The following is a 24,801-nucleotide window of genomic DNA, read 5'->3' on the forward strand; positions in this document are numbered from 1 at the left end:
TAATAATCTACATAATTCGATGAATTCAAGTTCCAATTTGAAAAACTAAAGCCAATAATTTTGATTTAGGTTAACGCCAAGCTCAAACATACAAATTAAATCGCTTTCTGGCATGAAGTTAGTAGTTTATTTTTGGCTCAGAGGAATAGTAACCACAAATTCAGCCCCATTTCCTGGCTGCGAAATGCATCCTAAGCTCCCACCATGCTTTTGTGAAATAATTTGGTAGCTAATAGACAAACCCATACCAGTGCCTTTACCAATGGGCTTAGTACTAAAGAACGGGTCAAAAAGTCGCTGTTTCACTTCCTTCGGTATTCCCAATCCATTGTCAGCAATACGAATAACAACTTGTTTTTCCTTGGTGAGTTCAGTATGAATGCGAATCGTTGGAATTAGGCATAGGGCATTGGGCAAGTAGGAGGTGTGGGAGGTGTGGGAGGATGGGGAAGAAATCTTTCCCCCCTCTCTCCCCAAACTTCCTTGTCTCCCCATCTCCCCACTTCCTATTCCCCATTCACTATTCCCCATTGCCTCCTCTAAAGCATCGATCGCATTTGCCAAAATATTCATAAATACCTGATTGAGTTGCCCTGCATAGCATTCCACCAAAGGTAAATTACTGTATTCTTTGACAATTTGAATGGCAGGGCGGTTGGGTGTAGCCTTGATCCGATGTTCCAGAATCATCAGAGTACTATCGATTCCCTCATGGATATTTACTTCTTTCATATCAGCTTCATCCATGCGAGAGAAATTACGTAAGGATAAAACGATCTCTCGAATTCGTTGGGCCCCAATCTTCATTGAGTTGAGGAGTTTGGGCAAGTCCTCTATCAAAAATTCTAAGTCAATCTCTGCTGCTAATTCTTCAATTTCAGATATGGGATGGGGATGGAGTTGCTGATAGAGCCGAATGAATTCCACTAGGTGTTGAATGTAGTCGTTGGCATGGGTGAGATTGCCGTAAATGAAATTCACAGGGTTATTGATTTCGTGAGCAACACCCGCTACCAACTGTCCCAAACCTGACATTTTCTCACTTTGGACAAGCTGCATTTGAGTTTGCTGGAGTTCATTGAGAGCTTTTTCTAAGTCTTGTGCCTGCTGCTTTAACTGAGTTTCTGCTCGTATACGCTCAGTGATATGAACCGTTGTTCCCACCAACCGATAAATTCTACCCTTACTGTCTTTGAGTGGATTAATTGTAGTTAGCGACCAAATTTCTTCACCTTTAAAATTCACGCATTCTTCGTAGGTAATAGCCTTACCTGCTTTCAGACAAGTTGTATATCTCTGACGAACTGCCGCACCGTCCACAACACCGAGTATATCTTCTGGTGTTTTACCAATTACTTCTGTGGCGCTTAGACCAACCACACGTTCTGTGGCTAAGTTCCAATCTGCGAAGCGAAAGTCACTATCTTCTAGAACATCCACTACAAATATCAGATGTTCAGATCCCTCGTAGACAGTGCGGAGAAATTGCTCTTTCTCTTGGAGTTGCACTTGTGCCAGTTTACGTTCGGTGATATCAGTAATTGCACCAACAAAACCAACGTTCTTACCTGTGGAATCTTTCAGAGAATAAGACCTGAGAAAAGTCTGCATAATCCGACCAGTAGCAGACTGTTGCTCAACTTCACCTATCCAGGGCTTACCCGAAATAGTAACTTGCCATATCTCCTTAGCAACTGCCAAGTTAGTAAAGATAGCACAAAAGCCCCCAAATTTCATGAAGTCCTGCACAGTTTCACATTCATACAATTTGGAAAACGCCGAATTTTGGTAGATGTGATTACCCCCAGCATCCGCTATGCCAATAGCATCGCTGGAGCTTTCTAGGGCTTGCTTGTAAAGCATTAATTCTGCTTCTACCCGTTGCCGTTGAGCAATCTCAGCTTGTAGTGCCTCGTTAGTTTTGATTAATTCTTGAGTCCGTTCTTCTAATTGTCTTTCCAGTTGTGCATAAGCTTGCTGGAGTCCCTCGTGGGTTCGTTGAAGCTTCTTGATATCGTTAACAATTTGTAATAGAAAGGCAATAGAAACATTTTCCTGTTGGTTTTCGACTGGACAAGTGCTGACGAGTTCCCATAATTGATTGGGGAACTCATTTGTTTTGTTGTCCTTTTCCATACCCTAAGTCCTGTTTGTAACTGGAGTTTAGATGCACCTTCCCCTTCAAAAAAGTTATCTGAGGCATCGCTTCTGCTGTTTTAGTATTCCCTGTGTCTGTTATTTCTCAACAGACAATACTAAAACTGAGAATTTTATGATTTATAACTCCCCACTGTTAACTTATAATTCCTGACTTTCTCAGGAGATTGGAGGGACTGGGAATTAGGAGGCAAGGGAGGATATAGCAACGCTTTGGGAAAAGGGTAAAGGTTAAAGGGAAAAAAGAGATCTTTCCTTTCCCGCTTCCCCATTGCCTTTTGCCCTTTGCCCTTTGCCCAGTCCCTTCTATACAGGACTTACTTTAGCTCTATGAAGCAGCTTGCCACCTTGAAGGTAACCAGTGTAGCGTACCTTGACTATTTCTCCAGGTTGTGCAGTTCCGTCCATCAATTGGTGTAGTTGGGGATCGTAGGGTAATTCTGTTCCTACAGATGCGATCGCTTCCACTCCCCACCCTTGTAAAAGTTTTTCTAAGGGTTTCTGCACCAATGGCACTATTTTCACTGCTGCTAGCTGTGGATTTTCCTGGGCTTTTTGTGCTGCTGTTGGCCATTGCAACAACAAAGACTCCAGCATCTGTAAAGTTGACTGCTGGAGTTCTTGTAGTAATATTTCTCGCTGCTGTTCTAATTGAAGTTGCAAGCGATCGTATTCTATTTTTAAATTTGTAATTTCTTTTAATAATTCTTGATTAGCAGCTGGATTTTGTAATAATTCTACACTTGAAAAATTTGTGATTAATTCACTCAATGGTATCTGTAGCACTGGCGACAGCTTCAGCAGCACATCTACCCGCATATGCTCTAGTTTTCCTTGCCGTAACCGCAAAATTTGACGCTCTGAAACACCAGCAGCACGACTGAGCGATTTAAAACTAGAAATACCCACTCGCTGCATTAAATTTTGTAACTTTTGGGTGAAATCAATATTGGGCATGGGGCATGGGGCATGGAGCAAGGGGCAAGGGGCAAAGGGGAAGGGGGAAGGGGGAAAGGAAAGATCTCTTTTTTCCCTTTAACCTTTACCCTTTTCCCAAAGCGTTGCTATATCCTTGTCTCCCTCAGCCCCTATGCCCTATTCCTATTCTTCCAGCAAACTTCTCAACATCCAAGCTGTTTTTTCGTGTACTTGCATCCGCTGAGTCAATAAATCGGCAGTAGGTTCGTCGTTAACTTCGTCCACTACGGGGAAAATAGACCGTGCAGTTCTGACTACTGCTTCTTGTCCTTCAACTAGCAACTTAATCATGTCCACAGCTTTAGGAACTCCAGGGGTTTCTGGAATCGAACTTAATTTGGCATATTCGCTGTAGGTTCCTGGTGCGGGATAGCCAAGCGCTCTAATTCTTTCAGCAATTAAATCAACTGCTAGCGCTAATTCTGTATACTGGGTCTCAAACATCAGGTGCAATGTTTGGAACATCGGGCCGGTTACATTCCAATGGAAATTATGAGTTTTCAGATACAGTGTGTAGGTGTCAGCCAACAGCCGAGATAATCCCTCGGCAATTTTAGCCCTACTCTCTTCGTCAATGCCGATATTCACGTTTTTGACTGTTACTTGTGATGACATAATTTTCTCCTAATTGGGTTATATGTAATTGGGGACTGGGCATTGGGCATGGGGAATGGGAAGAGGACAAGGGGACAAGGGGACAAGGAGACAAGGGGACAAGGAGAAAGACTTACTCTAACTTCTCCTCTGCTCCTCTGCTCCCCTGCCCCCCTGCCCCTCTGCTCCCCTGCCTCCTCTGCCCTCATCCTCTATGCCAAGTGCATCTTCAAAACGCTACGGGGTGCTTTACGGACTCTGGCTAAAACGGTTTCTTTGCCTAAACGCTGGCAAGCTTCATACCGATGGCAACCAGAAAAGCCATAATATTGTCCATCTACTTCTAGAACATCTATCGGTTCTTGCTGCCCAATCTCGGCAATCGATTGCATTAAGGCTTGTACTTTATTCGGATCGTTTGCACGGGGCAACGGACGTTTAATCTGATTTAATGGAATTTCTTGGACTCTAACCATAAGGAGTTTATCGACTAGTTTTGTTTTGTACCTTTATATAAATCATAATCGTTATGACTTTGTTTTGCAAGTAAGTGATATTTATTTGGGCAAAACTGGTAATGGTATCATTGGAGCACTCATGCGACAAAAAGACCGCGTTACAAAGCAATTGGAAAATCAGCTTCAACGCCGCATTCAGGGGCAAAATCAGGGAGCTATGAAATTTTCCTTTTGGCGTTTTTCCTACACTCTGGTGGCGACATTTAGCCTATCGGGACTGACTGCGGCATCGACGCCTGAGAGCAACATCCGCGATGTAGAACTGAAAATTGGGATTGTGCAAAGATTTGGCGCCGAAGCCACAGCGAAGTTGCAACTGGAACCGACAAAGGGCGATCGCTTAAAGCTAAAATTTCAAAGGGGTAACAAGCAGGAAGTTGTGGTTACCAGTAAGCCTGTCAAGCTAGAAAGAGTTATGCAAGCTTTACCCCAGCCAGCAGTCGAAGAAGTGGTAGTCTTGGGTACATACCGCACCTTTGAAACTGCGGAGGATAGTGCGAAAAAATGGCGTTCTCAGGGAATGGAAGTGGAAATAGCCCAGCCAGAACGCTGGCAAGTTTGGGCGAAACGCGACGTTTACAGCACTCCTTTATTGCGACGGTTGTTGTTGCAGAACATCCAAGCTGCTAATCAAGAAAAAGCATATCTTGATACTAAAGTTTTGAAACAAGTACCGCGAGTTAGTTGGGTAGTGGATGGTAAGCGTTACAGTCCGAATGAGTTGGAAATTAGCACTGAGAAAAACTTGATTCGGGTGAATAAAAGCGATAAACCACAGAATGCTCGTCTCTATGCAGGGCGGTTAAATTTACAACCAAACGCTTACGGAACGTACACTTTAGTTAACCAAGTACCCTTAGAAACTTATTTGCGTGGCGTTGTACCTTATGAAATAGGCACTGATGCACCAACAGCAGCGCTAGAAGCGCAAAGCATTCTTGCTCGTACTTATGCCTTGAGAAATTTACGTAGATTTGCGGCAGATAACTATCAGTTGTGTGCTGATACACACTGCCAAGTTTATTATGGGTTGAATGGAGCAGCACCGAAAACAGACCAAGCGATCGCTACAACTAGAGGTAAAGTACTGACTTATAAAAACGAACTAGTAGACGCCTTGTATTCTTCCACGACTGGCGGTGTTACCGCCTCCTTCAGCGATGTCTGGAATGGTGAGGATCGTCCTTATCTGCGTCCTGTAGTCGATGCTGCGACTAATCTTTGGAACTTATCGAAGCAAAGTTTAGCTGATGAAAAGAACTTTCAAAAGTTTATTAACATGCAGCAAGGTTTTAATGAAACCAAGTGGAATATGTTTCGTTGGCGCAGAGAAACCCGTATAGAGGATATTATCAAGGATTTACAGAAATTTTTGCGGGTCAAAAATAGCCCTCATGCCAAATTTAAGAAAATTCAGGCTATGGCTGTGGTGAAGCGAAGCGAGAGTGGACGCATCCTCGAACTCGCAATCAAAACTGATAACAGCACCTTTATTCTTCATAAAGACGAAGTTCGCAGTGCTTTTGCTGCTCCCACAAGTACGCTTTTTTATATAGAACCCTTAAACAAAGGCAAACCAGAACTATGGGGATACGCCTTTATTGGTGGTGGGTTAGGACATGGAGTCGGCTTGAGCCAAACTGGCGCTCAAAATTTAGCTAAACTTGGTTGGTCGAATCAGAAAATTTTGCAATTCTACTATCCTGGTACTGAGATTAAAATGCTCAGTAAAGAAGTTAAGCTGTAAAGCTAATTAGCATGGCAATTTTCTTAAGAGGGAATAAGCAACAGGCAATATCTATGTTAATAAAGCAGGAACACAATAAATTTAATGTTCCTGCTTTGTTATAAAATTAGGCTTTTCGTCAAACTATCATGAGAAAAAACACATACTATTAGGAAAATATTTCTCCTAAATTCGCTGCTTGTATTATTTGAACATGAGTAACTCTTGCAAGAGATTTATTGTTGAAACGCCTAATTATTAGTAGAGTTCTTCTTCTTTGTGAGTTTCGATTGTTACATCAGAGGTTGGATAAGCAACACAGGTTAGTACATATCCAGCTTCTATCTGGTCGTCATCTAAAAATGACTGATCGCTTTGATCGACGGTACCTGAGATGAGTTTACCTGCACAGGTGGAGCAAGCACCAGCGCGGCAAGAGTAGGGTAAGTCAAGACCAGCTTCTTCAGCAGCGTCTAAAATATATTCATCATCAGGAACATCAATGGTTTTGTTTAGGCCTTCGGCTTCATTGACTAGTGTGACTTTAAAACTTGCCATTGGATAATCCTCTCTTTTTGAAACGGCAGTATAAGTTATGCTAAAGCAAATTTCACGGCTGGTCTGATAGGATTAGCCGCCCTTTAATATTTGCTTCAATTCTGATACTACGAGAAAAATTAAACTATGTGACTTTAAATCGACCGCGATTAGTAATGAAATTTAGTTACTTCATACCAATAAGTTTTGTTTATATATTCTTGTTGGATGGGGCATGGGGAAAGGGGTAAGGGGAAAAGGGGAAAGATTAAATTTATTCCTTTTCCCTTTTCCCTTTAACCTTTAACCTTTTCCCCTGCCCCCTGCCCAATGCCCCATGCCCAGTCATTAGAGGATCGAAACCAGAACTAGTGAGGATCGTGTATAATTCAGAAGCAAGTTTGGAAAAAGCGAAAGTGCGTGTAGGTTTGGTAGGAACTGGATATGCAGCAAAGTTTCGGGCTGAGGCGTTGCTGAATGATGAGCGAATCGGGGAAGGGCAAGCTGCGCGATCGCACTTAGTCGCAGTTGTTGGTCATACAAGAGAAAAAACTCAAAGCTTTGCCAGAGAGTACGAAATTGAAGCTTTGAGTTCTTGGCAAGAGCTAGTAAAACGCCAAGATATAGATTTGGTGGTGATTTGCACAGTAAATCGAGATCATGGTGCGATCGCTCGTGCAGCACTTATCAATGGCAAACATGTAATTGTCGAGTATCCGCTTTCCTTGGATGTGGCAGAAGCCGAAGAACTCATCGCCTTAGCGAAAGCACAACAAAAACTTCTCCACGTCGAACACCTAGAACTTTTGGGTGGCGTGCATCAAGCTTTGAAGCAAAACTTAGCCAAAATTGGTGAAGTATTTTATGTCCGTTACAGCACCATCAATCCCCAGAATCCTGCACCCCGCAAATGGACTTATAATCACGAGCTTTTCGGTTTTCCGTTAATTGGTGCTCTGTCGCGCCTACATCGTCTCACTGATTTGTTTGGTAAAGTATTTAGTGTTAACTGTCACCAACGATATTGGGAAACAGAATCAGAATATTACCAAGCCTGTTTATGCACCAGCGAACTCTGCTTTTCTAGTGGACTTTTAGCCCAGGTAGTCTATGGCAAAGGCGAAACTATTTGGCAATCAGAACGCAAGTTTGAAGTTCACGGTGAAAAGGGTGCTTTAATTTTTGATGGCGACACAGGAGTTTTCATCCAGCCAGGTGAAACAACACCTATAGAGGTTGGCCCCCGTCGGGGTTTGTTTGCCAAAGACACAATTATGGTGTTAGACCATCTTTTAGATGGTACTCCTTTGTACGTGACCCCAGAAGAGAGTTTGTACGCCCTCAAGGTTGCTGAGGCTGCCCGAAGAGCTGCACTGTCAGGGTTAACTATATTTATGAAAGATATCTAGGCTAACATGAAAACCGAATTTATTGTTATTTTATCCCAACGAGAATTAGACAAAATGCGTCAAGCCGGACGCTTAGCAGCCAAACTTCTAAAACATCTCGAACCAATGGTGAAGCCGGGGGTTAGCACTTTGGAAATCAATGATGAAGCCGAACGTTGGACGCAAGCGCATGGAGCAAAAAGCGCACCCCTGGGTTATAAAGGTTATCCCAAGTCGATTTGCACTAGTGTAAATGAGGTCATCTGTCACGGCATTCCGAATGCCAAGCAAATCCTCAAGGACGGTGACATTATTAATATTGATGTGACGCCGATTGTGGAAGGTTACCACGGCGATACATCCAAGACATTCTTTGTTGGTACTCCATCCCCAGTAGCGAAAAAGCTGGTGGAGGTGACAGAAAAGTGTTTGCGCTTGGGTATTGCGGAAGTAAAACCAGGGGCACGCATTGGCGACATTGGTGCAGCTATTCAAGAGTATGCTGAAGCACAAGGCTTTTCTGTGGTGCGAGATTTTGTGGGACACGGAGTCAGTAACATTTTTCACACTGCGCCGGATATTCCCCACTATGGTACGCGGGGTAAAGGCAAGCGACTCAGACCAGGGATGGTTTTTACCATCGAGCCAATGATTAACGAAGGAACTTATGAAGTCGAGGTTCTGGGCGATAAGTGGACTGCTGTAACGCGCGATCGCAAACTTTCTGCCCAATTTGAACATACCTTAGCTGTGACTGAAGATGGCGTTGAAATTCTCACTTTACCTGAAGGCGAGAATTACTGGGGTGTTGGTTGACGGTTGACTGTTGACTAGGGTAGGAGGCAGCAGGCAGGAGTTTGAATTCTTCCTCCGTGAATTTTGAATTGGTGGCAGTTTTATGTTCATTAAACTGCTCAAAGGTCATCTTCGATGCTATGCAACTTCAAATATTTAAGACTAGCCCTTTCAAGGCGAGCGACCAAGATACTTTATTTCAGTGCTACCATCCTGAGTTCTACGCTCAGATTTTGGTTTTTTGAATATTGAAATAACTAATCTTCGTTCCAAATTTCACCACCTTGAAAGGGCTAGTCCTAATATTTTTGATGTGTGGAACAGTGGCAATGAGTTGTATAGTGTATTACGGATTTTGAAGTGTATTAGTCAATTAGCAGGAACTAATTAATAAACTGAGAAATTTAAATTTGCTTGCCACTCAACTCATGAACGAAGAACTAGAAAGAGCAGATAATGATAGTCCGTGGAAAGAAATTTTAGAAGCTTACTTTCCCCAAGCAATGCAATTTTTCTTTCCTAAAACCGCAGCATTAATTGATTGGGAACGTCCCCACGAATTTCTAGATAAGGAGTTTCAACAAATAGCAAGAGAAGCCGAACAAGGTAGGCGATATGCAGATAAATTAGTCAAAGTTTGGCAAATTGAGGGACAAGAAATTTGGCTATTAATCCATATATAAATCCAAGCTAAATTAGACGATAAATTTGCCGCAAGAATGTTTTCTTACAATCTGCGAATTTTTGATAGCAATTCTGATGCTTTGGCAGAGCTTTCAAAAGCTCTGCTCCTGAATTCTTAGCTGATATCTATCGTCCCAATTTATTGGGAATACCTTCACAACCACCGGGAATAGTGGCTCTGGTTGCTTCGCCACCCCAAGCACAACAATAATATCTGACAGACTCAGACATCCTTTGCACATCAGTGAAATCAGCTTTTTCTATCACTGCGCCAGTTTGTTCGCCTGTTTGATAATCTGGTGGTTCGGTGCGGCTGCGGGGCGATGCTTTTTCTACTACACCGTAGAATAAACGAACTCCGTTGAAGTCAGCCCCAGTGAGATTGGCATCATATAAAATTGTGCGCGAAAGGTTGGCTTTTACTAAGTCACAACCGGCAAGATTAGCGCGGACAAGATTAGCTTCGCTGAGATCAGTCCAACGCAAATCGGTACCAGAAAGGTCGGCTGCTGCAAGCATTACGCCTAAATCGATGACGCGCACACCTTCTAGACGATCTTCGGCGTAACCACCCATACCATCGAGAATAGCTCTACCTAATCGACTGTCGCGTTTTAGGGGTGATAGTAGCTTGGAACGCGAGAGAAAGCGGAGAATTTTGGCTTTACCACTGCCATCGACACTACTTAAGATTGCCGCAGTGCGTCCTTCAGCGATCGCTCTTTCTTGAGGCCAATCTTCTAATAATCCTTCTTCATCTAATACTAAGTCTGAAACGCCTTGGAAATAAGAATCAATGGTTTGCTGCTGGGTAATAATATTTTGCTGGACTGTTAGCAGATTTTGTTGAATTGTCAAGTCTTTAGAAATTACGTATTGTCGCCAAGCTACGTAAACGGCAATGATGGCGATGAGAATTTGCCCTAAAGCGCCAAACCATTCAGCTAGACTACCAGCGGTTTCCCAGTTAATCTGGCGTCCTAAAGCAAGCAAGCGATCGCCTATACCTGTAAACCTGATCGAGCCGATGATGGCTATTATTAGTCCCAAAAAGCCAACGAACAGCGTCCGTTCTTGGGGTGAAAACCACTCGTCAAAAACTTCTAGGAACCAAGGCAATAATATTGCTAGGGATAACAGTAAAGTTACCAGAGTTCCGACAAGGCCGACAATCCAGTTATTGAGAATAATACCGATAAAAGTGGCGGCGATCGCTACAAAAATTACCAGCAATGCTCTGGGTTTAACTGTGAATTGCTTGGCAAGGGATTGTCTGAAGCCAGAACGAGCTTGTTTGAGAGCTGTTGTATGTTGCAGAGATTGCAAAGACGAAATAGCAGCTAGAGCTTGTTGTGTCGCTAATGCTTCTGAGGTGACATGATGCTCAGTTGCAGCACCATCAAAGTCATCTGGCTGCAAGTCCTGTTCTGAGATAGGTTCTGGGGTTGGTAGATTTGAGGAATTCGATTCATTCGTCATGTTTTCTATTTTGCCCCAGCAGACTCAGTTCAACATCTGTTTTATCAGAAATTGTCCGCAGTTACAGTTAGCGGCGTTAACTTTCCATTCGGTTGTAGAGTTGATTGGCGATCGCTCCATTGCTCATCTTATCAGTATCTGAAAAATTTTTTGTTACAAATATTTGCACAGGTTACATGCCATAGATTAACCTGTAATTCAACCAATCAAATATAAATCGGATACCTAAATAACAATGATATCAACGCAAATATCCCGAAAAACCATCACATTTTTAACACTGCTAGCAGCAGTTGTTACTGTTGCTGGGTTACTTTGGTTCAAATTTCAATCATCGCCAGAAACCCCAAAAACATCAGCAGCCACCTCGAAAAACGCTTTACCTTCGGAAGCTTGGCGAAATACTCAATTACTCCGTACCCTTGCCGAACCTTCTGGACGTACTCAGTGGATTACTTCCCTAGCAATTAGTTCTGATGGCAAAATCCTTGTGAGTGGTAGTGACGATGGCACTCTGAAACTTTGGAGTTTGGAAAAAGGCGAACTTCTCAGCACCCTTTCTAAACATTCTGGTTCTATCAAATCGGTTGCTATTAGTCCCGATGGCAAACAAGCTGCTAGTGCTAGTGAAGATAAAACAGTAAAACTATGGGAATTAAGCACCGGAAAGCTGCTACATAGTTTTGATGACTATACAAATGAAGTTAAGTTTATTGCCTTTAATGCTGATAATCAAAGCTTAATTAGTGTCAGCAATGAAAAGGAAAAGGATAGTGACGCTAAGACTAAAAAAACCATTAAAATCTGGGATTTAAATACTCGTAAAATAGTCACAACCTTATCTGGAGGCGCAGGAACAGTTAATGCTGTTGCCTGGAGTCCAAAAAAGCAAATCTTAGCTATTGGTAGTGATGGAGCAAACACAGTTGACCTTTGGGACTTGAAAAATAAAAAACAACTAAATACTTTGATGACAGAATCTCCCAAAGTTGTCGCCCTTGCCATTGATATTGACGGTCAACTTTTAGCTGATAGTGGAAATTTTGGTAGCCTACAATTGTGGAATTTAAATTCTAACAAAGCAGAGATGCCTTTTGGAGGCGAAGATAATAAAGGTAACTATAATCTATCAGGAAATAACGGTAGTATTCACAGTATTGCTTTTAGCCCAGATGGAAAGACTCTTTTCACTGGTTCTAGGGATTTGACAGTCAAAATGTGGAATATTAGTAACGGTGAATTGATTCGGGTTCTGAAAAATCATGCTGCTTGGGTAGAAGCGATCGCTATTACTCCCGACGGCAAGACTCTTGTTACTGGTAGTGCATTAGGTGAAATCAAACTTTGGCAACCCTCTTCTCAAGCAGGTACAGTGAGAAAAGAAGTAGCTGAAAATGTGAGAAAGTTGTTAGGAACTAAAGATTGTCAAGAGTGCGATCTCAGTGGTGCAGATCTAAGAAATTTCAACTTAAATGAAGTCGATTTGTGCTGGGCAAATCTCAGCGGTGCGAATCTTAGTGGTGCCAATCTCAACGATGCTAAATTGCAAAATGCAATTCTATTTGACACCAATCTCAAAGATGCAAATTTAGAAAATGCTAATCTGGAAGGTGCAAATTTAGAAAAAGCAAATCTAGAAGGTATAAATTTAAAAAATGCAAAAACGGCTGGAGCAATACTGCCTAATACCAAAGTAAATTCAGACAAAAATCAGATAAAAAATGATAAATCAGCTGAATCATTTAAACCTGATGTCAACAATAAAAAAGCCCAATAAATATAATACGAATTTCAAAAAAAAATGCGATACACAACTTGTAGAGACGCGATGAATCGCGTCTTCAATCATCACAATCATTAATTGAATTGGTATAATTTGTTTCATAATCTGTGAGAATTCATACAAATTTAAAATCAGAATCTGACAGATGTATGCTTGGTCATTTATAAAGTAAATATTAAGTAGGGTGTGTTACGGCTATGTCAGGATTTGAGCGTTTGAGAGAATAGGAGTTAGCCGTAACGCACTGTATTTATTGGTGCGTTAAAGCAGCGCTTAACGCACCCTACAACTGATGTGGGCAGTGAAAAGGGGTACATGTTTGAAATTACCCTTTCCCTTTCCCCTTTAACCGAACCGTATTGGCTTTGGCGGGGTGAGGTTCTTCGGTTTCAACAACACTTAATTACAAAAACACATCCTTTAATAAGCCCAGAATAACCAGTTCTAGAACAACTTTAGTTGAGCTTATACATGGACATGTTTTTCTCGAAATTTGTGTCTTTGTATAAATAAAACTAAAGCTGTTCTAGAACGACTTATTTTTAAATTATACAAAGTCATCGAATGATAAGTCAAAAAGAATTTTTTCTCGAACAACTTATTGTTAATTTATTAATCAACACGTTTTTGTCGAACTGACACCTTCTCAAGTGACAAATCAACACGTTTTTGTCGAACTGACACCTTCTCAAGTGACTAGTCAACATGTTTTTGTCGAACTGACACCTTCAGTAGACCGAAAACTTTTGCGATGCCTTCTCTACGAGACGCTTTGCGTAGCTTGCTTCTCCGGAGTACGGCGGGCGTAGCCATCCTTTAGATATTCCGATCTCAGACATCGGAGTAAAAATACAAGGACAGTTAAGACCGCTAAAGCGATTAATCATAATATTTAAATATTTAGATTTTTATAAAAATTTTAGATAAATTTTGCTTATAAATAATCCAGAATTGTAAAAGCAGGGCTATGGCAAGAATACCTTGAAAAACTTGAAGTTGTATTGCTTTAGCTTGAATAACTGGCAATTAATAAAATTAATCTTGTTTTTCCTTAACTATCTTAACTGTCCTTGTGTAATTAAGGGCGATCGCTAGATGATGCAATCATGGTCTGCAATAAAGCCAAAGGTCAATTTATAGTTCATCCAGCAGAAATCGCATTGAAAGCTCTCCATTCTGAAGATGCTTCTCCTTAACTCTACTTTCGCTGAAGTTATACCAATAGAACTTACGCACTCAGATCCCCCAACCCCCTTAAAAAGGGGGCTTTAGACTTCCCCCCTTTTTAAGGGGGGTTAGGGGGGATCGAGGTTTGAGGCTTCAGTGCGTAAGTCCTAACTGCTATAGCTTTGACAAAATTTCTGGTAATAACTGACTCGGAACTTTCGATAAAGCTAGATTTTGCCCCTGTATCCCTAATTCATTGTGAAAAGCACGAATGGTTTTCACCACATAATTGAAGGCTGTTTGATAAGCTTCTGGTTGTTTGCTCAATCCATTTAAAGCTTGTAAATGATGATCTAAGGCTATTTCTAGATGTTGAGAACGTGTTGCTTTATCACCGTTAAAGGACTTATCTGTTACTAGCTGATAGTGTGCCAGTCCCAAGTTATTATGAGAAGCAAACAAATCAAAACTTAAAGGATTGCCACTTAGCGAATGAGCTAAAGCTATAGCTTCTTCATAAGCATTAATACATAGTTTTAGATATTTTTGCTTTGCTTCTTGAGTTGTTTGAGATAAATTTGCTAAATGCCAATAAGCAGTACCTAAATTATTTTGCGTGGCGGCGCAGGCGCCAGGAACATTAGCTGGAGTGCGATATTTCAGAGCTTCGTTATAGACATCAATAGCGAGTTGTAAATTTTCGGCGGGTTGTTCGTATTGTGCCAGATTCCAATAGGCAGTACCGATGTTGTTTTGAATCATGCCATATTTGAGCGGTTCCTCTTGGGGATTGTAATGTACAAGTGCTTGCTTGTAAGCTGCGATCGCTTTCTTTAAATGCACAATCGGTTGATTATATTGCCCTAAATGCCAGTAAGCAGTACCCAAATTATTTTGGCAGGCTGCATACTTTAATGAATCCATATCCGCTGTGCGATAATTGAGAGCTTCGCTATAAGCTAAAACTGCTTGTTGCCAATTTTCAGCCGGATGAGAAAAACGAGCTAAATCACCATAAGCTGTGCCTAAATTATTTTGCACGCGGACGTAAGTTTCTGGATGTGTCTGGGGTGAAATTGTATCTAAAGCCAACTGATAAAATTCTATTGCTTGTTCTATATATGTTTGTCCCTCTTCAGAATTAGGCGGTGTGCGGGATAACATCCAATAAAGTGTACCCAAGTCATTCAAAATATCTGGGATTTGTGGTGAAGTTTCGTCATAGCTAATTGCTTCTTGGTAAGCGAGAATTGCCACCATCAAATTTTCTAAACTTGACTCTCCTTGCTCGATCCGAAGGCGGTATAAATTACCCAGACGATGATAAGCTTCTGCGAGAATTTCCCCAGGAACTTCCTGTAAATGTAATTCTTCAATATCCAACAAAATCTGCTGTGGTTGCCAGCGTTCTTCCGTGTCTTGAATAATCTTGGTGTTGATTGATGCAAATACTAATTCCGTCAATTCGCTGCTAATATGAGATAAAGAAGACAGCAATTGGCGATCGCTTCTACTGCCAGATCTAATAGCGGATTCTTGCTGTTGTGCCCCAGCCTTTGATAAATCTACAATCGATGGCACGTCTTCTTGGCTTTTATCTACCTTCTTGTCTGGAAAATCAGAACTATTTTCAAATTTTATTTCACTAACTGTTGGTTTTAGTTCTCCTTGGCTAACAGATTCATCTAAAATCGAATGCTCAAGATTCCCCACATCCAAATTTTTAGAATTAGAAAAACGTTCTGGATAGCCTGAATTTTGAGTTGCTGGTGTCGGTTCTCCAGCAAACACAAATACGCCAGTACGCCAACGCCAAAACTGTGGCGCTGATTGTTGGATAGCAGACAGCCAAGGACGCGGTATCCACAACACCAAGTTAGATTCTAAAAATCGACTGGATTCTTGCGTAGAGAAATATTGCTCGCTTAACCGAAGATAATGTAAAAATAAACGCTGTGTTGCTACCGGTTGCTTGGTCAGCTGCTCCACCCCTACAATTTGAAATGCAGGTATTGGAGAAGGTCTTCCTGGAGTATCTTTTGATGCTCCAACAATTGGCGGTGGATAATTAGCCAACCATTGATTTATTTGAGCGAAGGGATTGGGATCGGTTAAATTTAAACGTAACGTAACTAATCGCGGATAAGCTGGAGTGCTATTTTCTTGCGTATTTAATGGCTGATATAGCACTTGCCCCACAGGATAAGCCAATGTAGAATGCAAACGCGCTGCTACTTGGTTTCTTAAGTGTAAATCATCACATACTGCTAAAAAAAGTTGTCGCCGTAAACCAAGACTTAAGGCAAGTTTTAAGCGTTGGTAAACTTGCCGATTCCAAGCAAAGTTGTTGTTGTGTGCAGTGTCATTCACGCTCATGGCGGCTAAAGAGCCAAAATCAGAGTATATGTCACCTTTAGAGGCGCATCCAAAGCCCTTCGGGCGGGGAAAAGGTTAAAGGGGAAAGGGGGAAAGGGAAAGGGGCAGGGGAAAAGGTTAAAGGTTAAAGGGAAAAGGTTAAAGGTTAAAGGGAAAAGGAATAAATTTAATCTTATCCCCTTTTCCCCTTACCCCTTTCCCCAGCCCCATGCCCCATAAGTCTCTAAACAAGACTATTTATCGCAGTTTTGTAGACTGATAAAGTATGTAATTATACTTAATTACTATCCTAATTTTAACAAAAAATAAAAAAGCAGGTTCCTCCTGAAATCGGAACCTGAAAAACTAGAAAAATGAAATTTTATTAAAATGTTTTACACTCAACCGTTCTAGGAAACTAAGAAAGCGACTGAAATTAAGCCACCAACCAAAGCTATACCAGCGATTCCTATTATGATATAGGTTCGCTTTTGCCCCTCTGTAGGAGGTTCTGCTTGATAAACCTTTGGTTCTCTAGCAAAATTGTTCAGGCGGCCGCCCTCTTCGGTTGTATAAGGCATGAATTGATTCCTTTATCTTTATTCTTCATCTAATGTTACATAAAATGGTAGATCCGCTCTGAAAATGCTAGACAAATCGTTACATTAATGGGGATGGGGCATGGGGCAGAGGGGCAGAGAGGCAGAGGGGCAGACGGGCAGAGGGGTAGAGAGGAAATATTATTGTCACTGCTCCCCTGCTCCCCTGCTCCCCTGCTCCCCTGCCCTATGCCCTATGCCCCATTCCTTAACTAGTAATCGTCCCAGTGAGGGGCGAACTAGCGCTGGCGTAGTCTTTGATGGGCATTCTGCCTGCAAGGTACGCTAAACGACCGGCGACTGTGGCTAAATTCATGGCACGAGCCATTGCGGCGGGGTTTTGAGACAGGGCGATCGCACTATTAATCAACAAGGCGTCTGCTCCCAATTCCATTGCCTGGGCGGCTTCTGAGGGCGAACCAATGCCAGCATCTACCACCACTGGTATGCCCGCATTTTCGATGATGATTTGGATGTTGGCGGTTGTTTTCAGCCCTTGTCCAGAACCAATGGGCGACGCTAAGGGCATGACTGTGGCACAACCGACATCTTCCAATCGCTTGGCTAACATCGGATCGGCGTTGATATAGGGCAATACTGCAAAACCTTCTTTAACTAGTTGTTCTGCTGCTTGCAGCGTACCAATGGGATCTGGAAGTAAATATTTAGGATCGGGTATTACTTCTAACTTTATAAAATTGTTATCTTCCTGTCCCAACAATTTCGCCATTTCTCGCCCCAAACGCGCCACCCGAATCGCCTCTTCGGCAGTTTGACAACCTGCGGTATTGGGCAACATCCAGATTTTTGTCCAATCCAAGGCTTCTGCTAAACCTTCATGTCCGGGCGCTTTGGTTTGTACTCGTCGTACTGCGACGGTAACAATTTCGCATTCACTGGCGGTAACGCTTTGCTGCATTTCTTCAATGCTACGATACTTACCAGTCCCAGTCATCAAGCGGGATTGAAAGGTTTTGCCTGCAATAACCAGCGGTGAATTTGTAGAGACGCGATTCATCGCGTCTGTGGATGTGGATATCGCGTCTGTGGATAGTGTGGAAGTACGATGTCCGTTAGAAAAATTAGCAGAGTGAGTGAGCATTGGAGTTGGGGTAGATGGCTGGGACTGGAACCGAGAATAATGGAAATCAGCAAGTAGGGAGTCAGATTTTTGTTCCAAAATAAAATCGGCTATCAATGCTGCTGTTACAGGCGCAAGTAAAATCCCGTTGCGGTAATGACCAGTGGCTAAGGTTAAATTGTGACAATGGCTGGCCCCCAGGATGGGTAATTCGTCGGGAGTGGCTGGGCGAAATCCCCACCAAAACTCTTGAATAGGATAATTCTTTAACTGCGGATAAACCTGGATGGCAGCTTGTAATAATGTTTGAATGCCGTCTGGGGTGTTGTGGGGTGTAAAGCCAACATCTTCATTTGTTGCCCCAATAATCAAGGAGCGATCGCGTCTCGGTACAATGTAAATATTTTGTCCATATAAAATCCGCTTCAAGGGCAATTCCGGTAACAATTCCGGTACTCTCAGACTTAGCATTTGCCCTTTTCTGGGACGCACTGGTAGCGGTAACAACTCATTCGACCAAGCACCAGAGGCTAAAACATAGTGAACGGCGCGAATTACCCCAGCATTAGTTTGCACGCCAACAACTTGTCCCTGTTGTTGTAAAAATCCTTCTACTGTAACGCCGTCTTTGAGTTCAACACCAACAGACTCCGCCGCTGTCCGCAGTACGTGAGCTAGAGCCTTATTATCAACTTGTGCATCCTCAGGATACCACCAGCCACCAACTACTTCTGCTGCCAATCCTGGCTGATATTGATGGATTGCTTGTTTGTCTAACCAGTAAGCGGGGGAAGGAGGGGCAGAGGGGCAGAGGTCTATGGCAGGAACCCCTAACGCGGGACGGGGGGGCAGAGGGGCAGAGGAGAAGTTACTGTCGTTCCCCCCTGCTCCCCCGCTCCCCTGCTCCCCCGCTCCCCTGCTCCCCTGCTCCCCTGCTCCCCTGCTTTCTTCCAAAACAGGCGCTAGGATACCACAAGGCCAATAGTTCGTATTTAAGCCGGTCAATTCTTCTAGTTTACGCGTCCAGTCGGCATATAAAGCACGCGATCGCCAACACAAGGAACGCATTGCGCCATCCGGGATTTTTTCGGCATCGGGCGCCAACATCCCGGCGGCGGCGTGGGTAGCAGCAGCCTGGAAATCACGACAAAGCACGGTGACATTTGTCCCGCGCAGTTTAAGTTCAATGGCGATCGCTAAACCAATAACGCCGCCACCAATAATTACAATTTCACTAGTCATTAGTCATTTAGTCATTGCTCACTAGCCATTTATCATTAGTGCATGACTAATAAATCATAACTAATAAAGGAATAACTAAAGACTAGCAACCTTTACCACAAAGCTCGAATTGGCTCGGTACCAGAACTGCTGTTTGATGGTGTGTCTGTTCCAGAAGTGTTTGTATCAACTTCTGTTGTAGTGTCAGAAGGATTTTGAGCAACGCTGGTTCTGTTGTCAGGTCTTGGGGCTACAATAGAGCGTCTGTTGCCATTTGTTTGGGTTGTTTCAGTTTCCTCAGTTGCAGTTTCATTGTTCTGGCTGCCTGCACCGCTATTAACATTAATATTAGCTGGCAGAACTTTCGCTGCTTTGCCGCCGGGATTGTTGGCGGTTTGTACGCCCATAGGAAAGTTGATGCCTAGTAATGTACCAAGCAGAATGGCTAGACCTCCAGCCATTAATATTAGGGGTGTCCATCTACCCATCTTGTTTTACTCCTTTTTAACCTTTTGGTGTCCACACTATTCGAGAACCTTGTCCCCAAAATCCATCAAATTTTGTCACATTTACGTCGCCTAAAATCTGCGTTTGGCAAGCTAAACGCAAGTCTTTTGTAGGAAAATGGGGAGGAAGCGAACGACGCGTGCGATCGCGCCAATTCGGTGCTGATACTTCGCCCTCTACCTTAACCGCGCAGGTACCACAACTGCCAATACCCCGACAGTTTATTACCTTAGCACCGTCATTGTAGAGGTTAATACCATTTTGCAGCAAAATGTTGCGGAGATTGCTTCCTTGCTCGCACTCAATTGTTTTACCTTGAGCTAGTACCTTAGGCATTTTTTAAATTGCCAAACTGGCTTTTTGTTGTATATTGACATATTGCCTCGAAATTTGTCTCGTCGGCCCAAGTTTTATGACCACAAATTCCTCTCCTCAACTTTGGCTTTATGACACTACACTGCGGGATGGCACTCAGCGCGAGGGGCTATCAGTATCGATAGAAGATAAGTTACGCATTGCCAAGAGACTCGATAGACTGGGAATTCCCTTTATTGAAGGCGGTTGGCCTGGTGCTAATCCGAAGGATGTACAATTTTTCTGGCAACTCCAAGAAGATCCGCTCAAACATTCAGAAGTTGTCGCTTTTTGTTCGACTCGACGCCCCAACACAACTGCTGCCGAAGAACCTATGCTGCAAGCGATTCTCGCTGCGGGAACTCGCTGGGTGACAATTTTCGGCAAGTCTTGGGATTTACATGTCACAGATGGACTCAAGACGACATTAGAAGAAAATTTAGCCATGATTCGCGACACAATTGAGTACCTCCGTTCTCAAGGGCGTCGCACGATCTACGATGCCGAACATTGGTTTGATGGCTATAAGCAGAATCCAAGTTATGCTTTACAGACATTAGAAGCAGCGATCGCATCTGGGGCTGAATGGCTAGTCCTGTGTGATACTAATGGCGGCACTTTACCCCACGAAGTTAGCCAAATTGTGGAAACTGTCATTAGTCATTTGTCATTAGTCGTTAGTCAAGAACCAATGACAAAGGACAAAGGACAAAGGACAATCCCTCAAATTGGAATTCACACTCATAATGATTCGGAAATGGCGGTTGCTAATGCCATAGCAGCTGTGATGGCAGGGGCAAAGATGGTACAAGGGACAATTAACGGTTACGGTGAGCGTTGCGGTAATGCTAACCTCTGTTCGTTGATTCCTAATTTACAACTTAAACTGGGCTACAGTTGTATCACAGAAGACCAGCTAACACAACTTACAGAAGCGAGTCGATTTGTCAGTGAGGTGGTTAATCTTGCTCCTGATGAACACGCCCCCTTTGTCGGACGTTCGGCTTTTGCACACAAAGGTGGTATTCATGTATCGGCTGTGGAACGTAATCCCCTGACTTACGAACACATTCAACCAGAACAAGTCGGGAATCGTCGCCGCATCGTAATTTCCGAACAGTCGGGACTCAGCAATGTTTTAGCCAAAGCCCGCAGTTTTGGCATTGAATTAGACCAATTAAAGGCAGAGGCAAAACAAATTCTCCAGCGCATCAAAGATTTGGAAAGTGAAGGATTTCAATTTGAAGCAGCAGAAGCCAGTTTTGCACTGTTAATGCATGAAGCTTTGGGAAGACGCCCCAAGTTTTTTGAAGTCAAAGGTTTTCAAGTCCACTGTGACTTGATTGAGGGGAAAGAAGCTAGCAACGCCTTAGCTACAATCAAAGTCGCTGTTGACGGTAAAAATATTTTGGAGGCGGCGGAAGGTAACGGCCCGGTTGCGGCGTTGGATGCAGCTTTACGCAAGGCTTTGGTGAACTTTTATCCCCAAATTGCAACTTTCGATTTGACGGATTACAAAGTGCGGATTCTCAACGGACATACGGGCACTGCTGCCAAAACCCGCGTGTTGGTAGAATCGGGGAATGCCCATCAACGCTGGACTACGGTAGGAGTTTCTACCAATATTTTGGAAGCTTCCTATCAAGCGGTGGTGGAGGGCTTGGAATATGGTTTGTTGCTGCATTCCCAAGCCGAAGCAGCCGTGAAAGCTTCTAGTTGATAAAAATTGCTGTGTGGTGTGAAGGAGTTGATACTCTGTTACCTATGATAAATGGGAGGTTATGGCCTCCCATTTTCGGAGAGTAATTTTGGGCGATCGCGCCTAGCTTAACATTCATACAAGGGAAAATCTTGGTGTTATTTGATACTAATCAAATGCTTAAGTGCGCTATCGCCTTAAACTGCTAGCTATAAAGCGTTGACAAAAAAAAGACCCCCAGTACAAACTAGGAGTCCTTCCCCTGAAGAAAGTTTAAAAGCGTTGTAGAATTCATTAGCAACATCAAACGCTAATATGGTTAATTAAATTGCTTGTGAGCCGTGAATCCAAAGTAGCAAGCGAATCCAGACAGATAATTATTCATAGCGAAATGCGTAGGCGCAGCCTGCCGCAGGCATCGCCAATTTCCAATATTTATATCCTCAATCGTGAGGCGCTTTCATTCTAAGAGAACTTTTCCCAGGCTTGGGCAACTAATTGGCTCAACCAGCGGCGTTGTTGCTGGTCTAGCAGAGGATCTTCCGCTAACACCTGAGCAGTTAATTCTTCCAAAGATTGACCCTGAGCGCGGACAATCTTAATAACTCCAGCGATCGCACTGGCAACTAGTTCCTCATCAATCGGCTGTTGTCGGAGAGCTACAATTTCCTGGGGGCTGTCTGGAATGGGATAATTCATGGCGTAGGTTTACACTTTTACAAAATGAACAATAAATTTGAGCAAATATTAAAATTTCTTCACTGAATCTTTACGTAACTAACTAATAGGGCGGAGTTTACCTTATTTTGTGCCTTCATAAAATCTGTCATTGTGAATAGATCCATCGGAGATGTCAGGAAAAGATGAAAGAAATCCTTTATTTAGAAGTTCCAACAGCGGATATCGCTGCTGTGCGTCAGTGGTTGCAAACAGATTTTCAGCCGATATATGGGGAAAAAGTGCTGACAACAGAAGGCTTCCGCCTCAAAATTACTACCGCTACTACAACTGCTGGCGTGGCGATTTCTCAAAACTTGCCTGAAGAACTTTCTGTATTTATTTGGCCAGTGCAACGAACTACCTACCTAAAAGTGTTTCGTTGGGCAGAACAACCCTTTCCTCAAGAAAAAGAAATCCTGCAACAGCTGACCAAAGAAATCAGAAGCCGTTTTCCAAATCATTATCCGGAACCCCCAGCCATTGATTTATCGCAGCAATCGATTTTTGAGGCTCTAGCCCCTTACTATCCCCTCACCGTTAAGTATTTTCAGAAAATGCCCAACGGAGAATATGACCTTAAACGCGCCTACTGGTGGGAACAGCGATGGCGGCAAGGGGTACGAAATCCGCAGCAGCCGCGACAGGTGGTGTTTTTGAGGGCTGGGGACTGGGGAGATGGGGAGATGGGGAGATGGGGAAGTGTGGGAAGTGTGGGAAGTGTGGGGAGTGTGGGGGGAAAGATTTCTTCCCCATCCTCCCGCACCTCCCACACCTCTAATGCCCAATGCCCCATGCCCAATGCCCAATACGACATCATCTACATCGGCGGCGCACTAGGCGTCATCCATGCAGCAGTGATGGCAAAACTTGGATATAAAGTCTTGCTAGTGGAAAGAATGCCATTTGGGCGGATGAACCGAGAATGGAATATTTCCCGCGATGAGATTCAAAGCTTACTTAATCTGGGTTTAATCACCCCCGCAGAGTTAGAGACCATCATTGCTAGAGAATACAAAGATGGATTCAATAAGTTTTTTGATGCTAATAATCCAAAGAAACTGCGATCGCCTGTATTGCACACACCCACAGTGCTAAATTTAGGCTTAGATTCCGAAAAGTTGCTGCAACTATGTGGGCAAAAGTTGCAAGCGGCAGGCGGAGAAATTTGGGATGAAACAGAGTTTATCCGTGCAGATATAAATGAATCACAAGTCGTCCTAAAAGTCAAGCATCTATGTAGTGAAATTGAAAAACAAGTAAGTGGTAGACTACTGGTAGATGCGATGGGAACAGCTTCCCCCATTGCTTGGCAATTAAATGGCGGCCGTGCCTTTGACAGCGTGTGTCCGACGGTAGGGGCAGCTATTGAGAGGGGATTTGAACCAGGGGTATGGGATTCGGAATTGGGAGACGTTCTTAACAGCCACGGCGATATTTCGCGGGGAAGACAGCTAATTTGGGAATTATTTCCTGGAGCAGAAGATGAGCTGACGATTTATTTATTTCATTACCACCAAGTCAATGCTGAAAATCCTGGCTCTTTGCTGGAGATGTACGAAGACTTTTTTACAATATTGCCAGAGTATCGCAGATGCGATGTAGACAAATTGGTATGGAAAAAGCCGACATTTGGGTATATACCGGGGCATTTTAGTGTCGGGAGTGGCGATCGCAAAGTTGCCTTCGATCGCTTGATTGCCATCGGTGATGCCGCATCGCTCCAATCTCCCCTGATTTTCACAGGTTTTGGTTCCCTGGTTCGCAACTTAGAGCGGTTAACAAAGCTGTTGGATATTGCTCTCAAACATGACTTATTGAGCTTCCGACACTTGAATCGAATTCGCGCCTACCAAACTAACGTTTCAGTCACATGGCTATTTTCCAAGGGCATGATGGTACCCACAGGAAAATTTTTACCACCCCAACGAGTGAACTCCATGCTTAACACCTTCTTTGGACTGTTAGCAGAAGCACCTCCAGAGGTGGCAGATAATTTCATCAAAGACAGATGTGATTGGTTAACCTTTAACCGCTTAGCACTCAAAGCAGCCAAGAAAAATCCAGCCTTGCTTTTATGGATTTGGGAACTTGCTGGATCTAAAGATTTAGTGCGATGGCTTGGTAGTTATTTTACTTTTTCTCGTCATGCCCTAATTAGTGCTTTACTGAGTGCCTGGTTTCCACAGTTTTTGAACCAGGTAGGTTCTTGGCTAGAACCCCGCAATCCCGCATTATGGCTGCGCCTGCAAGCGATTAACTACGCAATCGCCACAGGCAAACCGCGATCGGCTACTCAGGTAGCAAAAACTAGCCCAAAAGCGATAATTAAGAAATTTAGTCATTAGTCATTGGTCATTAGTCAATAGTCATTAGTCATTGGGCATGGTGCATGGGGTATGGGGCAAGAAAGGAGTGTGGGAGGTGGGGAGGATGGGGAAGAAATCTTTCCCCCCACACTC

19 protein-coding genes and 2 pseudogenes are annotated in these 24,801 nt (G+C 43.2%); 8 read left to right on the forward strand and 13 right to left on the reverse strand.

The features are described 5' to 3' along the window. Nucleotides 1-126: 126 nt before the first annotated feature. The 4 genes from NSTC745_RS15990 to NSTC745_RS16005 all read right to left on the reverse strand — a co-directional run bounded on the left by NSTC745_RS15990 (nucleotide 127) and on the right by NSTC745_RS16005 (nucleotide 4,205). The gene (locus tag NSTC745_RS15990) at nucleotides 127-2,136 is read right to left on the reverse strand and encodes a PAS domain-containing sensor histidine kinase (protein WP_445638010.1); all 2,010 of its coding nucleotides are present in this window, start codon (nucleotides 2,134-2,136) and stop codon (nucleotides 127-129) included. A 327-nt stretch (nucleotides 2,137-2,463) separates the two neighbouring features. After that, nucleotides 2,464-3,114 carry a nucleotide exchange factor GrpE gene (gene grpE, locus NSTC745_RS15995; protein WP_445638011.1) on the reverse strand — a complete coding sequence of 217 codons (651 nt, stop codon included), beginning with the start codon at nucleotides 3,112-3,114 and terminating at the stop codon, nucleotides 2,464-2,466. Nucleotides 3,115-3,258: 144 nt separating this feature from the next. Further along, complete coding sequence (locus NSTC745_RS16000) at nucleotides 3,259-3,750, reverse strand: Dps family protein (protein WP_190956924.1); 492 nt, start codon at nucleotides 3,748-3,750, stop codon at nucleotides 3,259-3,261. A gap of 191 nt (nucleotides 3,751-3,941) precedes the next feature. Further along, on the reverse strand, nucleotides 3,942-4,205 hold the full coding sequence (locus tag NSTC745_RS16005; RefSeq protein WP_445638012.1) for a chromosome partitioning protein ParB: 264 nt from the start codon (nucleotides 4,203-4,205) through the stop codon (nucleotides 3,942-3,944). 121 nt (nucleotides 4,206-4,326) lie between these two features. Here NSTC745_RS16005 and NSTC745_RS16010 point away from each other — a divergent pair, with 121 nt between their 5' ends. Beyond that, nucleotides 4,327-5,994, forward strand: coding sequence for a SpoIID/LytB domain-containing protein (locus NSTC745_RS16010; protein ID WP_445638013.1), 1,668 nt, complete (start codon nucleotides 4,327-4,329; stop codon nucleotides 5,992-5,994). Between the two features lie 237 nt (nucleotides 5,995-6,231). On the opposite strand, the gene NSTC745_RS16015 is transcribed toward NSTC745_RS16010, so the two are convergent. Continuing rightward, nucleotides 6,232-6,531 (reverse strand): ferredoxin, encoded by a 300-nt coding sequence (locus NSTC745_RS16015; RefSeq protein WP_445638014.1) that lies wholly within the window; start codon nucleotides 6,529-6,531, stop codon nucleotides 6,232-6,234. Between the two features lie 359 nt (nucleotides 6,532-6,890). Between NSTC745_RS16015 and NSTC745_RS16020 the strand changes: the two genes are divergently transcribed. The 3 genes and pseudogenes from NSTC745_RS16020 to NSTC745_RS16030 all read left to right on the forward strand — a co-directional run. Continuing rightward, the gene (locus NSTC745_RS16020; RefSeq protein ID WP_445638015.1) at nucleotides 6,891-7,919 is read left to right on the forward strand and encodes a Gfo/Idh/MocA family protein; all 1,029 of its coding nucleotides are present in this window, start codon (nucleotides 6,891-6,893) and stop codon (nucleotides 7,917-7,919) included. A 6-nt stretch (nucleotides 7,920-7,925) separates the two neighbouring features. Then, complete coding sequence (map, locus tag NSTC745_RS16025) at nucleotides 7,926-8,714, forward strand: type I methionyl aminopeptidase (RefSeq protein ID WP_445638016.1); 789 nt, start codon at nucleotides 7,926-7,928, stop codon at nucleotides 8,712-8,714. 407 nt (nucleotides 8,715-9,121) lie between these two features. Then, nucleotides 9,122-9,442: pseudogene (locus NSTC745_RS16030) on the forward strand (hypothetical protein); the annotation flags it as partial. Nucleotides 9,443-9,503: 61 nt separating this feature from the next. On the opposite strand, the gene NSTC745_RS16035 reads toward NSTC745_RS16030, so the two are convergent. Further along, nucleotides 9,504-10,856: a pentapeptide repeat-containing protein gene (locus NSTC745_RS16035; protein WP_445638017.1), complete on the reverse strand. Its 1,353-nt coding sequence runs from the start codon at nucleotides 10,854-10,856 to the stop codon at nucleotides 9,504-9,506. On the opposite strand from NSTC745_RS16035, the gene NSTC745_RS16040 reads away from it, so the two are divergent. Both NSTC745_RS16040 and NSTC745_RS16045 read left to right on the forward strand, forming a co-directional pair. Then, nucleotides 10,855-10,998, forward strand: a complete 144-nt coding sequence (locus NSTC745_RS16040; RefSeq protein ID WP_445638018.1) for a hypothetical protein — start codon at nucleotides 10,855-10,857, stop codon at nucleotides 10,996-10,998. The genes NSTC745_RS16035 and NSTC745_RS16040 overlap by 2 nt on opposite strands. Before the next feature lie 93 nt (nucleotides 10,999-11,091). Then, a complete protein-coding gene (locus NSTC745_RS16045) occupies nucleotides 11,092-12,633 on the forward strand; it encodes a WD40 domain-containing protein (protein WP_445638019.1) in 1,542 nt (513 codons plus the stop codon). Nucleotides 12,634-13,980: 1,347 nt separating this feature from the next. On the opposite strand, the gene NSTC745_RS16050 is transcribed toward NSTC745_RS16045, so the two are convergent. From NSTC745_RS16050 to NSTC745_RS16075, 6 genes and pseudogenes are all read right to left on the reverse strand, one after another. Beyond that, the gene (locus tag NSTC745_RS16050) at nucleotides 13,981-16,182 is read right to left on the reverse strand and encodes a tetratricopeptide repeat protein (RefSeq protein ID WP_445638020.1); all 2,202 of its coding nucleotides are present in this window, start codon (nucleotides 16,180-16,182) and stop codon (nucleotides 13,981-13,983) included. 389 nt (nucleotides 16,183-16,571) lie between these two features. Next, nucleotides 16,572-16,742: a photosystem II assembly protein Psb34 gene (gene psb34 / locus NSTC745_RS16055; RefSeq protein ID WP_445638021.1), complete on the reverse strand. Its 171-nt coding sequence runs from the start codon at nucleotides 16,740-16,742 to the stop codon at nucleotides 16,572-16,574. Between the two features lie 226 nt (nucleotides 16,743-16,968). Next, nucleotides 16,969-17,862, reverse strand: coding sequence for a thiazole synthase (locus NSTC745_RS16060; protein WP_445638620.1), 894 nt, complete (start codon nucleotides 17,860-17,862; stop codon nucleotides 16,969-16,971). After that, nucleotides 17,851-19,083, reverse strand: a pseudogene (gene thiO, locus NSTC745_RS16065) (glycine oxidase ThiO); the annotation flags it as partial. The gene NSTC745_RS16060 and the pseudogene thiO, both read right to left, overlap by 12 nt. A 92-nt stretch (nucleotides 19,084-19,175) precedes the next feature. Beyond that, entirely contained in the window at nucleotides 19,176-19,550 is a 375-nt protein-coding gene (locus tag NSTC745_RS16070) for a hypothetical protein (RefSeq protein ID WP_096534210.1), read from the reverse strand. Between the two features lie 16 nt (nucleotides 19,551-19,566). Next, the gene (locus tag NSTC745_RS16075) at nucleotides 19,567-19,905 is read right to left on the reverse strand and encodes a 2Fe-2S iron-sulfur cluster-binding protein (protein WP_445638022.1); all 339 of its coding nucleotides are present in this window, start codon (nucleotides 19,903-19,905) and stop codon (nucleotides 19,567-19,569) included. Nucleotides 19,906-19,981: 76 nt separating this feature from the next. Here NSTC745_RS16075 and cimA point away from each other — a divergent pair, with 76 nt between their 5' ends. Continuing rightward, a complete protein-coding gene (gene cimA, locus NSTC745_RS16080; RefSeq protein ID WP_445638023.1) occupies nucleotides 19,982-21,643 on the forward strand; it encodes a citramalate synthase in 1,662 nt (553 codons plus the stop codon). Between the two features lie 444 nt (nucleotides 21,644-22,087). Here cimA and NSTC745_RS16085 read toward each other — a convergent pair whose 3' ends face one another. Continuing rightward, entirely contained in the window at nucleotides 22,088-22,321 is a 234-nt protein-coding gene (locus NSTC745_RS16085; protein WP_096534207.1) for a hypothetical protein, read from the reverse strand. A 164-nt stretch (nucleotides 22,322-22,485) separates the two neighbouring features. Here NSTC745_RS16085 and NSTC745_RS16090 point away from each other — a divergent pair, with 164 nt between their 5' ends. Next, the gene (locus tag NSTC745_RS16090; protein ID WP_445638024.1) at nucleotides 22,486-24,687 is read left to right on the forward strand and encodes an NAD(P)/FAD-dependent oxidoreductase; all 2,202 of its coding nucleotides are present in this window, start codon (nucleotides 22,486-22,488) and stop codon (nucleotides 24,685-24,687) included. Nucleotides 24,688-24,801 lie beyond the last annotated feature (114 nt).

The organism is Nostoc sp. DSM 114161, assembly GCF_052692665.1.

Bases quoted from the DNA above. Each gene is read 5' to 3' on its own strand.
- cimA (WP_445638023.1), top strand. From the start codon at position 19,982: ATGACCACAAATTCCTCTCCTCAACTTTGGCTTTATGACACTACACTG.
- NSTC745_RS16045 (WP_445638019.1), top strand. From the start codon at position 11,092: ATGATATCAACGCAAATATCCCGAAAAACCATCACATTTTTAACACTG.
- NSTC745_RS16040 (WP_445638018.1), top strand. From the start codon at position 10,855: ATGTTTTCTATTTTGCCCCAGCAGACTCAGTTCAACATCTGTTTTATC.
- grpE (WP_445638011.1), bottom strand. From the start codon at position 3,114: ATGCCCAATATTGATTTCACCCAAAAGTTACAAAATTTAATGCAGCGA.
- NSTC745_RS15990 (WP_445638010.1), bottom strand. From the start codon at position 2,136: ATGGAAAAGGACAACAAAACAAATGAGTTCCCCAATCAATTATGGGAA.
- NSTC745_RS16035 (WP_445638017.1), bottom strand. From the start codon at position 10,856: ATGACGAATGAATCGAATTCCTCAAATCTACCAACCCCAGAACCTATC.
- NSTC745_RS16060 (WP_445638620.1), bottom strand. From the start codon at position 17,862: ATGCTCACTCACTCTGCTAATTTTTCTAACGGACATCGTACTTCCACA.
- psb34 (WP_445638021.1), bottom strand. From the start codon at position 16,742: ATGCCTTATACAACCGAAGAGGGCGGCCGCCTGAACAATTTTGCTAGA.
- map (WP_445638016.1), top strand. From the start codon at position 7,926: ATGAAAACCGAATTTATTGTTATTTTATCCCAACGAGAATTAGACAAA.
- NSTC745_RS16090 (WP_445638024.1), top strand. From the start codon at position 22,486: ATGAAAGAAATCCTTTATTTAGAAGTTCCAACAGCGGATATCGCTGCT.
- NSTC745_RS16070 (WP_096534210.1), bottom strand. From the start codon at position 19,550: ATGGGTAGATGGACACCCCTAATATTAATGGCTGGAGGTCTAGCCATT.
- NSTC745_RS16050 (WP_445638020.1), bottom strand. From the start codon at position 16,182: ATGAGCGTGAATGACACTGCACACAACAACAACTTTGCTTGGAATCGG.
- NSTC745_RS16000 (WP_190956924.1), bottom strand. From the start codon at position 3,750: ATGTCATCACAAGTAACAGTCAAAAACGTGAATATCGGCATTGACGAA.
- NSTC745_RS16085 (WP_096534207.1), bottom strand. From the start codon at position 22,321: ATGAATTATCCCATTCCAGACAGCCCCCAGGAAATTGTAGCTCTCCGA.
- NSTC745_RS16010 (WP_445638013.1), top strand. From the start codon at position 4,327: ATGCGACAAAAAGACCGCGTTACAAAGCAATTGGAAAATCAGCTTCAA.
- NSTC745_RS16075 (WP_445638022.1), bottom strand. From the start codon at position 19,905: ATGCCTAAGGTACTAGCTCAAGGTAAAACAATTGAGTGCGAGCAAGGA.
- NSTC745_RS16005 (WP_445638012.1), bottom strand. From the start codon at position 4,205: ATGGTTAGAGTCCAAGAAATTCCATTAAATCAGATTAAACGTCCGTTG.
- NSTC745_RS16015 (WP_445638014.1), bottom strand. From the start codon at position 6,531: ATGGCAAGTTTTAAAGTCACACTAGTCAATGAAGCCGAAGGCCTAAAC.